A 12,145-nucleotide genomic window follows, 5' to 3' on the forward strand; every position below is an offset into this window, starting at 1 on the left:
CCGTTAAAGCATGTCGCGTCACACGGCCGAGTTGCCGCCATCTACAGGCAGCATGGCACCGGTGATAAAACTTGCGTCATCAGATGCCAGAAAAGCAATCGCTGCCGCCACGTCCCGTGGTTGGCCAAGGCGTCCAAGGGGAATAGCCTCCGCCATTTCAAGTAGCCGGGCTTCACTGGCAGCCTCGTGGCGGAGCATGGCTGTATCCGTATCTCCAGGGCATACGGCGTTTACGCGGATCCCCTGACGCGCATGATCGGCCGCCATGCTGCGCGTGAGCTGGATAATTGCGCCCTTGCTGGTGCCGTAGGCCACGGCCTGCGTTGCGGCAACCAGGCCCCAATCGGAGGCGACATTGACAATGGTTCCGCCTCCTTGCCGGGCCATAACGACCACCGCAGCACGGGAGAGACGGAAGACGGCTGTCACATTCACGGCCAAGGTCAAGTCCCATTGTTCATCGCTACAGGCTTGGGAATCGCCCTGGAATAATATACCGGCATTATTCACCAAAACATCCAACCGGCCATGCGTCTGCTCGGCCCAATCAATCAGCTTGGCAGGGGCGTCCTTATCAGTAACGTCTGTCGGCAAAAACTTTGCGCCAAGATCATACGCCAATGCCTCACCGGCTTCCGCGTTACGCCCGGTGAGTAAAAGTTTTGCACCGCGTTCAGCAAAGAGGCGGGCAGTCGCCATACCTATTCCTGCAGTAGCACCAGTGATGAGCGTCACTTTTCCAGTCAGCATCTTCTTTCCTTATTCCCAAAGCTAGAAATCACCCATCCCAGGCTCGAAGCACAATGTCTGCCGCCAATCTGTACTAAGGAAACGGTAAATGCCAACTTTAAAGTCGAATAACGCCTTTGGTTGCAATGACATTGGCATATAGCCGCCGGTCGCCAGTTTGTACGATGCAAAAACTGTCGCGCGCCATTCTATAAAAGTCATGCCGGTCCGCTGTACCTATGCGCTCTGGCTCCACGCCCGCATCTTGCGCAATACGCCGCACCTCCGCGACTGCGGGCGGTACAGATTCCGGGTCCCCGACAACTTGCATTGTTAAAAGAGGCACAGGAATAAAATCGTCCACCGGGAGAACGCTGAGTACAGCCTGGAAAACAGCTCCAATTTCAAGCCCCGGCAAATTGATAAGCTGCCGTGCACAGCTCGCGCCGGGAAAGTTCGCGTCGACAATGGTGATGGTGTCCCCGTGACCCATGGCGCGCAATGCGTACAGCAGGTCGGCGGTGAGTAGTGGGTCAATGCCGTGCAACATGCCGGGGGCTCCTTCAATTCAACCGTTCAAGAAAAGCAACAATATCGCCCCGCTGCGGCAAGGATGGCTGGGCACCGGGCTTCGTCGCCGTCAGCGCGCCGGCGGCGTTGCCAAAACGCACGGCCTGCTCGACAGTTTTCCCAGCCTCCAAGGCAGCAGCAAAGCCCCCCGCGAAAGCATCGCCACAAGCAGTGGTATCAACGGCTTCAACATGATGGGCCGGAATATGGCCGCAACCTGCTTGCTCAGCCCAGACAACACCATCAGAGCCTAGCGTAATAACCGCCGCCCGGCGCCCTTGTGCCAGCCGCTGTGCCGCCGCAGCCGGAGCGGGGAGTTCCGCTACGTCAAGAAGCATCGCAGCCTCGGTTTCATTCACCAACAATACATCGGTGGCAGCCAGCAAAGCTGCGCCTGAGGCAGTACTCAGTCCCGTCACAGGCGATGCGTTCAGCACCACGGTACCGCCTGCCGAACGAACTTTCGCGGCACCGTTCAGCACCGTCTCAATCGGTACTTCTAATTGCGCAAGCATTACAGTGCCGGGCCTGACTATTTCCGGTAACCCTTCAGGCTTGAGCGCATAATTTGCTCCCGGCACAACGATGATACGATTTTCACCACTATCTTCAACGGTAATCAGCGCCACACCGCTAGGCGTTTCCGAAACCCCTAACGCACAAACATCCACTTGGTCGGCAAGCAGGGCAGCGCGCAGCGCTTCACCATAAGCATCACGCCCCAAGCAGCCGCAAAACTGTACGTAAGACCCAGCACGACGCGCAGCAACAGCTTGGTTGGCCCCCTTACCGCCAGGATAAAGCGCATAATCGAGCCCCATCACGGTCTCACCTGCTGCAGGGGCGCGTAGCGCCCGCACGACGATATCCATATTCGCGCTACCGATGACTAGCATCACGCGTACTCCCCATGATTGCTGTTGAGGCCCGCTCAACGAGGCTGACCTGCAGAAGATGATGCGCGGGCGGACGCTCTGGATCAGCAATCCGCGAGGCCAGTGTGGTTACGGCGCATTCGCCCAGTGCGGTAACGGGCTGTCTGATTGTGGTTAATTGTGGTTCGACAAGGGATGCCCAGGGAATATCATCATAGCCAACAAGCAAGACCTCACCAGGAACATCACGGCCCAACTCGCGCAATGTCCTGAGAGCGCCAATCGCCATCACATCACTGGCCGCAAAAACAGCGTCCAGTGCTGGGTCCGCAAGCAGTTTCGCGGCACGCTTTGGCAAGTCAAGCGTAAAAGGCGCTTCGCACTGCCACAGCAGGTTATCCACGTTTAATTCCGCCAGAAAACCATCGCGACGGCTACAGGCGCTCGCTGAATCCCCAGGGCCGGTAAGTAACCCAATCTTGCGACGGCCCAGCTTGCGCAATAATGCCGCAGCGGCTGCTCCGCCTGCGTGATGGTCGGCGCTGATGCTGTCAAAAGCCGCTAGTTGAGAACTCGGTCGGTCAAGCACCACCATCGGCACCGTGGGCCGGACTGTTGTTTTGCTGGAGCCCGGAATCCAGATAATCCCGTCAACCCGCTCAGACAAAGCCATCATAGCTTCGCCTTCTGCCTTGGCATCGTCACCTGCGCTGGCGAGTATCAATGCATGACCCCACCGCCAGGCTGCTTCTGTTACCGCCTGAGCCAAGGCGGGGAAGAACGGGTTAGCAAGGTCCGGTAACAAAAGGCCAACTGCATGATGCCGCCCGGTACGCAAAGCACGCGCCAAAGGGCTCCGTCGGTAATTTAGTTCCGAAATGGCCTGCTCAACGCGGGCACGAGTTTCCGCCGAAACGGGTTTTGTATCGTTAAGAACAAACGAAACCGTCGCGGTGGAGACGCCGGCACATTCCGCCACGTCACGTAGAGAGGGACCGGCGCGCCGCACCATGGCAGGCTAAACCGTGCCGCCGGCGATTGCGGCGACGATACGCGTGCGATCAACGTCCTTCGTCCGCCAATTTGCGATCGTCCGGCCGCCGCGCATAACCCAGATACTATCGGATATCCTCATCACCTGCTCAAGGTCGTGGCTAATGATGAGTTGGGCAATTCCCTCACCGCGCAGATTGCCGATCAGCGTTTCGACCGCGCCACGCTCCCGCAGCCCCAGCGCGGCGGTTGGCTCGTCCATGATAACCAGAGATGATCCCCAACTGGCCGCGCGGCCAATAGCAATGGATTGCCTCTGGCCACCGGAAAGCCGACGAACCTTCGCGCGTACTGGAGGCATGTTGACAAGCAACCTGCCAAGTCGCGTTTGCGTTTCATCAATCATTCGCCGCCTCTCCAACCAGCGGAACGGGCCAAATCCTCTGGTTAGTTCACGGTTGAGGTACATATTCTGCCAAACCGCCAAATCTTCGATCAAGGCGAGATCCTGATAAACGGTTTCAATACCCCGCGCCCGTGCATCCGTCGGCGAGGAAAAAGCAACGGCCTCGCCACGAAAAGAAATCGAGCCGGAGTCAGGAGCATGTACGCCGGTGATACAGCGGATCAGAGTTGACTTGCCCGCTCCGTTGTCACCAACCAGTGCCGTTACCTCTCCAGCCGGGCAAAGTAATTCCGCACCTCTTAATGCCTCAACAGCGCCAAAGCTTTTCCGTACGTCACGGATATCAAGAACTGGGGTCATCTCTGCAACCTGCTGAGAACTGCGGCGGCGATCACGACGATACCGACCGCGATGGGCTGATAAAATTCTGAAACCTGCAAAAGCGTGAAACCGTTCAGCAGGGTCGTCAACACAAGCGCACCCGCAACGGTGCCCACAACCGCTGCCCGACCGCCAAAGAGTGAGCTGCCGCCCAGAACAACGGATGCAATCGACGTCAAAAGTTCAGACGTCTGCAAAGACGGATCAGACCCGCCGGTGCGCGCCACCAGCAAAACCGCCGCCAAGCCAACAAGCGCGCCATCGATAATATACACGGCAATCCGCATACGGCTCACCGGAATGCCCATATTGCGTGCTGCTTCCCTGTTACCGCCCGTAGCAAGCACATGCGTGCCGAACGCAGTATGCGTAAAGACAAGATGTGCCCCAGCGGCAATTAATAAGGCGATAAGATAAAAGTACCGAACCGGCCCGATTGACCCTAATGCCAACGCTTGCAGAAAATGACTATTGACGCTGAAGGACTGACCGTCGCTGACAATCAGCGCCACGCCATTCATGACGCCCAACATGCCGAGTGTGGCGATAAAGTCGTTCACCTTGAGCTTGGCAATAACCAGCCCATTAACGGCCCCGACAAGTGTACCTGCCAATATCGCCGCGATGATCGAAACGCCCATGCCAAGCCCGCCATTATAGGCAAGCCCGAACACCACTGCCGCCCAAGGCAAATTCCCGGCGATGGACAGGTCGATACCGCCTGTGACGATGGCAAATTGCTGGGCCGTGGCCAGAACAAGCAAAATTGACGCGGAGACCAGTAGGTCACTAATATTCGCCCAGGTCAGAAAATACGGCGTCAACATGGAAAAGATCGCGCCAATGACGATCAGCCCGATCACCGCCGCATTGTCGCCCCAGAAGCCGGGATCGCGCAGCTTTGGCGCGATCCCGGTGGACTTGAGTGTTTCTGTTTTCACGATGCTCACGTAATTACGGCGCGCCAAACGGATCGTTAAAGCTGAAGAAGGGGCGGGGGAAAGATTTAAGCGCTTGATCCGCGTTCTTGGGCGTAATCAGCTTGATCGGCGAGGTAATGTGAGCCGGAACAGGCTTGCCCTCGGTGAGTGCCACGCAAGCTTGCACCGCCATTTCGCCCTCGGCGTAAGGATATTGCGAAACTGTTCCTGAAAGTTTGCCAGACTTCACGGCTTCCAGCGCTTCCTTAACGCCGTCGATCGATACGACCTTGATCTTGCCTTCCTTGCCTGCATTGGCAATTGCCTGTGCCGCGCCAAGGCCCATCTCGTCATTGGCGGCAAAAATGCCGGCAAGGTCAGAATGCACGCGGAGCATATCTTCTGTTTCAGTCAAAGCGCGGTTACGCTCATAATCGGCGGCTTCGGCCTGCACGACATCAAGCTTGCCCGCCGTGGTCTTGCGGAAGGCCGTTTCACGTAAAATGCCGTTATGCTCGCCGGGAATTCCCTCCAGAATTGCCACATTGCCGGTGTTGTTTAGCAGGCCCAGCATATATTCAGCGGCAATCTGGCCGGCATTGTAATTATCTGATCCAATGAAGCTGGTGATTTTGAGCCCGGCGGCATGAACGGCATCCTGATCCAACCCGGTATCAAGGTTGATAATTGGAATCCCTTTTTTAGAAATCGGAATCAGCGGCGTGATCACGTTTGTGCCATTCACGGGCACAACGCCGAAGCAGTTAAAAGGCTCGTTCGCCATGGTCGAGATTTTGGCGTTCTCGCCAACAGCGTCGGTTTCGCTTGATCCGGCCTGCACGCTCACCGGCACATTCAGCTTGTGCCCTTCTGCCACCGCACCATCGCGTAACGCACGCCAATAGGGGTTGTTAAAATCACGGACAACGATGGCGATGTGCGCTTTGGTGGTATCTGCATGGGATGGTGCAGCGGCGGCAAATGCGAGCACGCACGCCGAAGCGGCGCCCGCCAGAACCTGACGTATCGAAAGTCTCATGTTTTTCCTCCCGCGGCATCATCTGCCACAGATTGTAGTTGTTTAATCGTTTAACCGACCGATTCTGCGTGCGGTTAAACGATTAATATCTGCGCATGCACTTAGAGTCAAAGCCATAATGAGCTGCGGGCTTGAAAGGTGCTCACTTATCTTCCCATCTTGGAACTGGTGCGCGCCACCCCCGGTAAATGGCCATCAGCCTTAGAAAAATACAAAGCCCCGCCCCTGACAGCATAGGAAGCTGCGGCTCCAGGCCAATGACGTGGCCAACGGATACGATGCCTCCAGCAGCGAGCGCGGCGATGGCGTAAAGATCAGCGCGCAGAACAAAGGGTATCTCGCGTGCCAGAACATCGCGGGCCATGCCGCCGCCAATGCCCGTCAACATGCCCAAAATAGCCGCCATTAGCGGATTGATCCCATATTCCAGCGCCTTTTGAGTACCGATAACAGAGAACAGGGCAAGGCCGATCATATCGCACAGCAAAATCTGCTTTTGCAGCGATACGATCCGGGGATACCAAAAAAAGGTCAGCAGCCCGGCGCCGACTGAAAGCATGAAATAATGCGTATTGGTTACGGCAGCAGGCGGAAGCGCGCCAATCAACACATCGCGCATCACGCCGCCTGTGACCGCCACAACAAAGGATAAAAACAGTATACCAAACAGGTCGAACTGCTTGCGCACGCCCAACAGCGCGCCGCTTAAGGCAAAAGCCAGTGTGCCCACCCAGTCCGATACTACAATCAAGTCCGCGGAGATATAATTATGCATGTCCTTATATAAAGGCGGGACAGCCACCTTCATTGTCAATTTACTCGGCGGGTTTATAGCTCTGACGTCGAATTTGGGTTTCAAGCAGCTTCTGCGTCTTGCGCAACGCTGGCGAGCCCGGACCCGCCAGCGGGGCGCACCCATAGGCGTCAATGGTTTTAATAGCGTCCGGGCGCAATATAACCGGCTCTTCAACCGTACTGCCATTTGTAAAAGACGCTTTGCCGCCACACTCAAGGTAGCTTTCCACAGGCAGGTTTTCCGCCAGCAGAATATCGTGCTCCTCAAGGGCGATGTGGTGATAAGTAACCGAACGGCAGGTTGTGTCGCGCAAAACCGTTCTGCCATTTATCAACTGCCGTACTTCAATTAAATGATCAGCGGCGAACACGGCATGATCTGGCGAGAGGCGCAGGTCGCGCTCTGGCAAGCTCGGTCCAAAGGCATCCGCGAGAATCAGAACTGGGCAGAGCTGTTCAGGCAATATGTTCGTATTGGTACCAAAGCGGCGCTTGCCAATCCATACGATATTTCGTTCAGACGGCCCGCCCTCCCTAACCGTGAGAACGGCATCGCCAACTTTCAGCTTCTCAACCGCAACAGGGCCACGCGGTGTAAGGATCTCGGTGCCCTGGGCAAAGCAGGGCATGGATTTCGCGCGGCGTTGCAAAACGGGCTTAGTCTCATCTACAGCATAGAGTTTACGCCGGGGCGTCGTGCTGTTTTTGCGTATAAGCCGGGTAATACAAGCTCGGTTACCGCCCCGCTGCGCCTTGACGCTGTGGGTATTGGTAATATCCGTGGTCATTCCGGTCATACGCAGAGCTTTTCCGTCAGCGTCGCGACTAACAACCCTGCCGCGACTTAGGACCCTTATATATTTCCCGTTCTTGCACCGCAGCCTGTGCTCAACCTCATAATCCTGAGTTTTGCCATCAAAATGCGCCTGCATCGTGGCTTTGACATAGTCGAGATCGTCTGGATGAACCCGCTCATACGCGACCTCGATCGTGTTAGACTGGGGCACATTTTCGTAGCCAAGCATACGGAACCAGCTGGCTGAGTACCGGATCTCCCCTGTTTGCACATTACGGTCCCATACACCCGTACCGCTGGCTTCCACTGCGAGAGGCCAAATGTCCAAAAAATCGTCAGTATCAGGGGGCCAACCCACAAATATTCTCCTCGCCATAAGCGAACATAACGCGTTACACTTATTTACCAGATTTGTTGATATATGACCTGACTTTTGTCAAAATCGTTTAATTTCAACGAACTGGTTGCTGATTGGCCAGGATACAATAGAAGGCGACTTAAGTCGCCCTCTATCAAGACAGAATTTTAATCAAATATTCGCTACCACAATGCAGTACGCCATGGTGGCGCGGGATTTTAGCCTCATTCACCGCCAATTTGGATCAATACGCGCCGTGCTCCTTGTGCCGGTGTGCCAGGCGTCTCCGTCTTCGGATAGATCATTCCCTCAGCGTGGATATGTAGTCGGTCCTGAGCCACCCCGTCGGCGACGAGCTGGTCTGCCACAACTTGGGCGCGCGTTTCAGAAAGATACTTATTGGCTAGTTTGCTGCCAACACTGTCTGCCGCGCCAACCACCACCACCGGCGCGTTCGGCTGAGCACTTGCTGCCTTTGCGGCGGTAGCGATGGCGTTCAGCGCGGCCTGATCAAGGGCTGCAGAGAAGGGCTGGAAGAAAACCGGCGTCGCCGGGGGCAGCGGGCTGGGGGGTGCCCCCATGGAGGCGCACCCCCCAAGACCCACCAACATGCTGAAAGCCAAAAGTTTTTTCATCTCGCCCCCGGATATTGCTTAGTGCATCTTGTAAACTGCGCCGCAAAAAATCAACTGCATCATTCCCCGAAACGCCGGATTATGGTGTAAGGCGGCTCGCCATGGCGTCGATGAAACATTTGCTCGGAATCGAGGGGCTCAATCCGGCCTCTGTCACCAATCTGCTCGACCTAGCCGAGAGCTACGCGCTTCTCAACAGGTCTGGCAAAACCCAGCGCGACTCTCTGCGCGGGCGCACCCTCATCAACTTGTTTTTTGAGGACAGCACCCGTACCCGCACGAGCTTTGAGCTGGCCGGGCGACGGTTGGGAGCTGATGTAGTGAATATGTCCGTCGCCACTTCCTCCGTCACCAAGGGGGAAACCCTGCTGGACACTGCCGCCACGCTGAACGCGATGAATTGCGACCTCCTAGTGGTGCGCCACAAAAGCTCCGGCGCCCCAGCACTGCTAGCGCAAAAAGTCGGTGCCTCTGTCATTAACGCCGGCGATGGCACGCATGAACACCCTACCCAAGCCTTGCTGGATGCCCTAACAATCCGCCGCAATAAAGGCCGTATTTCTGGCCTGACCGTGGCAATTTGCGGGGATATCGCGCATTCCCGCGTCGCGCGCTCCAACATTCTCCTGCTCACCATGATGGGTAATTTCGTCCGCCTAATCGGCCCGCCGACCCTGCTGCCCGGCGCTATCGCGGTGAATGGCGTCGAGATCTTTCACAACATGGAAGACGGGCTGAAAGGCGCGGACATCGTTATGATGCTGCGCCTGCAAAAAGAGCGTATGACCGGCGGCCTCGTCCCCTCCCCCCGTGAATTCTTCACCTATTACGGGCTGGACCGGAAGAAACTGGCCTGCGCGAAACCGGATGCGCTGGTCATGCATCCTGGGCCGATGAATCGGGGCGTTGAGATTGATAGTGAGGTGGCTGATGACGCCACCCGGTCCCTCATCAAGGAACAGGTAGAAATGGGGGTCGCCGTCCGCATGGCGGTGCTGGAAACCTGCGCGCGGAGCAACCAGTGAATATCTTATTCCGTAAAATCAAATATTTGGATCGATCAGCTCAGAGCCTTATTGAAGGTGAGTTGCTGGTTCAAGACGGCAAAATCGCAGATTTTGGTCCCTCCTTGGGCGCACCTGAGGGTGCTGAGATTATTGAGGCCGAAGGCGCTATATTGTGCCCCGGCCTTGTGGATATGCGAGCGGCCATTGGCGAGCCGGGCTATGAATACCGTGAGAGCGTTTCCAGCGCGGCCAAGGCTGCTGCGGCAGGCGGCATCACCACCATCGCTGTGCTGCCGGAGACGAATCCGGTTATCGATGACCCGGCCCTGGTCCACTTCCTGCGTGCCCGCGGTGAGGAAACTGGCAGCATCACCCTACTGCCCTACGCCGCCGCCACGCGCGGGCTGGCGGGCAAGGAACTGGCGGAATACGGCCTGCTTCAACAAGCGGGCGCCGTGGCGTTCACGGATGGCAGTAAGCCCATCGCGTCCTCTCGTCTGATGCGCCTAGCGCTCTCTTATGCGTCCGGTTTTGGTGCCTGTATCGTCCAGCATCCCGAGGATGCAGAGCTTGCCCGTGGTGGCGCGGCCACAGCAGGGCCTCGTGCCACTTGGATGGGCCTGCCCGCTATTCCCGCCGCCGCCGAGGCAATCTGCGTGGCGCGGGATATCCGTCTGGCTGAACTCACAGGCGGGGCACTGCATTTTGCACATATTACAACCGCCGAAGCGCTAGACTTGATCCGCCGCGCCAAGGAAAAGGGGCTGAAGATCACCTGCGACACCGCCCCCCCTTACTTCGACCTGAACGAAACCGCGATCGGCGATTACCGGACATACGCCAAGCTCTCCCCGCCTCTACGGGTGGAGGCTGATCGTCAGGCCGTGGTTGCGGGGCTGAAAGACGGCACCATCGACGCCATCGCCTCCGACCATCAGCCGCGCGACGCGGACGACAAGCGCCTGACCTTTGCTGATGCCGAACCAGGCGGCGCCGGGCTGGCCACACTGCTGGGCGTCACGCTGGCACGGGTGCAGAACGGCGACCTCCCGCTGGCGCAAGCGCTGGCCCTGCTCACCGCTAAACCTGCGGCTTGGCTGGGGATTGACGCCGGTGTTCTGGCCAAGGGGCGTGCCGCGGATCTGTGTTTGTTCCATCCCGAAAAATCCTGGCAGGTTCAGGCGGGAAGTCTCCCCGGCAAGGCGCAGAACACGCCTTTCGACGGCCGTGCCCTGGAAGGCGTGGTCCTGGGCACTTGGAAGGCTGGGCGGAGGGTTTACGGGTGATCAGTCTTTATCTTGGTGTAGCTATCTTCGGCTACCTTATGGGCAGCGTGCCTTACGGGCTGCTGCTCACCCGTATGGCCGGACTGGGCGATATACGTTCCATCGGCTCCGGCAATATCGGTGCCACCAACGTCCTGCGCACCGGCAACAAAAAGCTGGCGGCGGCCACTTTGTTGTTGGATGGCTTGAAGGGCTTTGTCGCTGTGCTGCTGGTGAAGCTGTTTCTGCACCATGGTGTGCTAGTAGCCGGGCTTGGGGCGGTGCTGGGGCATCTTTTTCCGGTTTGGCTCGGCTTCAAGGGCGGTAAGGGCGTAGCTACCGGACTGGGCGTGTTTTACGGCTTTGCCTGGCCGCTGGGGCTGCTCTGCTGCGCCCTCTGGTTGCTGGTGGCCTTCACGCTGCGCTATTCCTCTCTTTCTGCATTAGTGGCCTATGCGGTCGCGCCCATCGCCGCCTTGTTCCTGGCGGGGCCGCTGGCGGCGGAAGCCGTGCTGATCATCTCGGCCTTGGTCTATTGGAAGCATCGGCCCAACATCAAACGCCTACTCAGCGGCGAAGAACCACGAATCGGCAAAAAGGTTGCATCATGAAAACTTTTCTTTGTCTTACCGCTTGGTTGCTGAGTGCCGCCCCCGCCTTGGCTCTCAGCCATTTGCAGGCTAACCGAATCCATATGTTTAATGCTGGCCAATGCAACAGGCCCACTGGTCCGCTCTGGATTACTATTGGCACCGGCCAGCCCGCTCCAGGTTTCATTAACGTAAATGAGCCAGGGTTTGACGAAATCGGCGCGTTGGTGGCCACAGGCCCATCTACCCCTGAGGACGCGCTCGCCGGGCAAACACCCGCATGCGGTGTCATCGCCAGCTTCTACGAGAACGCCAAGCCGGTGGGCGCCTGGGTGGTGCCGCCCGCCAAATTGGGTGAAATCCTCTCCATCTTGAATTTGAATGGCTGATCCAGCGCTCGGCTTTCTGCACCTGGCTTGCTCGGATAGTGCTGCCCCTTTTTCTTGTAGCTGCTTCCTGTTTCTTTATCTCCCGACCATGCGCGCGGTGGATGACGAGTCAGCCCGCGCCAAAGCCGCCAGCCACTTCACTCCCTACCACGCTCCTTTCTTTCAACGAGCCTGTGTCGCTTTGAGAGGAGCCCACCAGCGCCCGACGATGCGTTTTCACGCCTTTGGCGCGAAATCCCCGGATTGCTCAACGCCGAACCCGTTGGAGTTGACGAGATCGCGTAGCGCTGCCAACTGTCGATGACAGTAATAAGGGCGGCTATTCTGGAGCTTGAGCTGGCAGGACGTGTGGAAAGCCTGACCGGGGACAGGGTGGCCCTGCCTGAAGACCCCTAAG

The 12,145-nt window shown here is 57.5% G+C and carries 15 protein-coding genes; 5 read left to right on the plus strand and 10 right to left on the minus strand.

Going from position 1 to position 12,145, the window contains the following annotated elements; all coding sequences use genetic code 11:
• Positions 1–18: 18 nt before the first annotated feature.
• From BUB54_RS02645 to BUB54_RS02690, 10 genes are all read right to left on the minus strand, one after another.
• The gene (locus BUB54_RS02645) at positions 19–750 is read right to left on the minus strand and encodes an SDR family NAD(P)-dependent oxidoreductase (RefSeq protein WP_073211178.1); all 732 of its coding nucleotides are present in this window, start codon (positions 748–750) and stop codon (positions 19–21) included.
• Positions 751–847: 97 nt separating this feature from the next.
• The gene (locus BUB54_RS02650; protein WP_048877899.1) at positions 848–1,279 is read right to left on the minus strand and encodes an RbsD/FucU family protein; all 432 of its coding nucleotides are present in this window, start codon (positions 1,277–1,279) and stop codon (positions 848–850) included.
• A gap of 13 nt (positions 1,280–1,292) precedes the next feature.
• The gene (locus tag BUB54_RS02655) at positions 1,293–2,195 is read right to left on the minus strand and encodes a ribokinase (protein ID WP_048877900.1); all 903 of its coding nucleotides are present in this window, start codon (positions 2,193–2,195) and stop codon (positions 1,293–1,295) included.
• Positions 2,179–3,186: a LacI family DNA-binding transcriptional regulator gene (locus tag BUB54_RS02660; protein WP_048877901.1), complete on the minus strand. Its 1,008-nt coding sequence runs from the start codon at positions 3,184–3,186 to the stop codon at positions 2,179–2,181. The genes BUB54_RS02655 and BUB54_RS02660 overlap by 17 nt, the downstream gene beginning before the upstream one ends.
• A gap of 6 nt (positions 3,187–3,192) precedes the next feature.
• On the minus strand, positions 3,193–3,933 hold the full coding sequence (locus tag BUB54_RS02665) for an ATP-binding cassette domain-containing protein (protein WP_048877902.1): 741 nt from the start codon (positions 3,931–3,933) through the stop codon (positions 3,193–3,195).
• A complete protein-coding gene (locus BUB54_RS02670; RefSeq protein ID WP_241869321.1) occupies positions 3,930–4,904 on the minus strand; it encodes an ABC transporter permease in 975 nt (324 codons plus the stop codon). Before BUB54_RS02670 ends, BUB54_RS02665 begins: the two co-directional genes overlap by 4 nt.
• A 4-nt stretch (positions 4,905–4,908) precedes the next feature.
• A complete protein-coding gene (locus BUB54_RS02675; protein ID WP_052948304.1) occupies positions 4,909–5,913 on the minus strand; it encodes a sugar ABC transporter substrate-binding protein in 1,005 nt (334 codons plus the stop codon).
• Between the two features lie 142 nt (positions 5,914–6,055).
• Entirely contained in the window at positions 6,056–6,688 is a 633-nt protein-coding gene (locus tag BUB54_RS02680; RefSeq protein ID WP_048877963.1) for a trimeric intracellular cation channel family protein, read from the minus strand.
• 40 nt (positions 6,689–6,728) lie between these two features.
• On the minus strand, positions 6,729–7,862 hold the full coding sequence (locus tag BUB54_RS02685; protein WP_048877903.1) for a Hint domain-containing protein: 1,134 nt from the start codon (positions 7,860–7,862) through the stop codon (positions 6,729–6,731).
• A gap of 224 nt (positions 7,863–8,086) precedes the next feature.
• Positions 8,087–8,497: an OmpA family protein gene (locus BUB54_RS02690; RefSeq protein WP_048877904.1), complete on the minus strand. Its 411-nt coding sequence runs from the start codon at positions 8,495–8,497 to the stop codon at positions 8,087–8,089.
• Positions 8,498–8,598: 101 nt separating this feature from the next.
• On the opposite strand from BUB54_RS02690, the gene BUB54_RS02695 reads away from it, so the two are divergent.
• From BUB54_RS02695 to BUB54_RS21990, 5 genes are all read left to right on the plus strand, one after another.
• Positions 8,599–9,522 carry an aspartate carbamoyltransferase catalytic subunit gene (locus BUB54_RS02695; RefSeq protein WP_048877905.1) on the plus strand — a complete coding sequence of 308 codons (924 nt, stop codon included), beginning with the start codon at positions 8,599–8,601 and terminating at the stop codon, positions 9,520–9,522.
• Positions 9,519–10,790 carry a dihydroorotase gene (locus BUB54_RS02700; protein WP_048877906.1) on the plus strand — a complete coding sequence of 424 codons (1,272 nt, stop codon included), beginning with the start codon at positions 9,519–9,521 and terminating at the stop codon, positions 10,788–10,790. The genes BUB54_RS02695 and BUB54_RS02700 overlap by 4 nt, the downstream gene beginning before the upstream one ends.
• Positions 10,787–11,380 carry a glycerol-3-phosphate 1-O-acyltransferase PlsY gene (plsY, locus tag BUB54_RS02705; RefSeq protein ID WP_073211185.1) on the plus strand — a complete coding sequence of 198 codons (594 nt, stop codon included), beginning with the start codon at positions 10,787–10,789 and terminating at the stop codon, positions 11,378–11,380. Before BUB54_RS02700 ends, plsY begins: the two co-directional genes overlap by 4 nt.
• Complete coding sequence (locus BUB54_RS02710; protein ID WP_048877907.1) at positions 11,377–11,748, plus strand: hypothetical protein; 372 nt, start codon at positions 11,377–11,379, stop codon at positions 11,746–11,748. Before plsY ends, BUB54_RS02710 begins: the two co-directional genes overlap by 4 nt.
• A gap of 294 nt (positions 11,749–12,042) precedes the next feature.
• Positions 12,043–12,144 (plus strand): DprA-like winged helix domain-containing protein, encoded by a 102-nt coding sequence (locus BUB54_RS21990; protein WP_304505014.1) that lies wholly within the window; start codon positions 12,043–12,045, stop codon positions 12,142–12,144.
• Position 12,145: the final 1 nt, after the last annotated feature.

The organism is Acidocella aminolytica 101 = DSM 11237 (assembly GCF_900129125.1).
Lineage (GTDB): Bacteria > Pseudomonadota > Alphaproteobacteria > Acetobacterales > Acetobacteraceae > Acidocella > Acidocella aminolytica.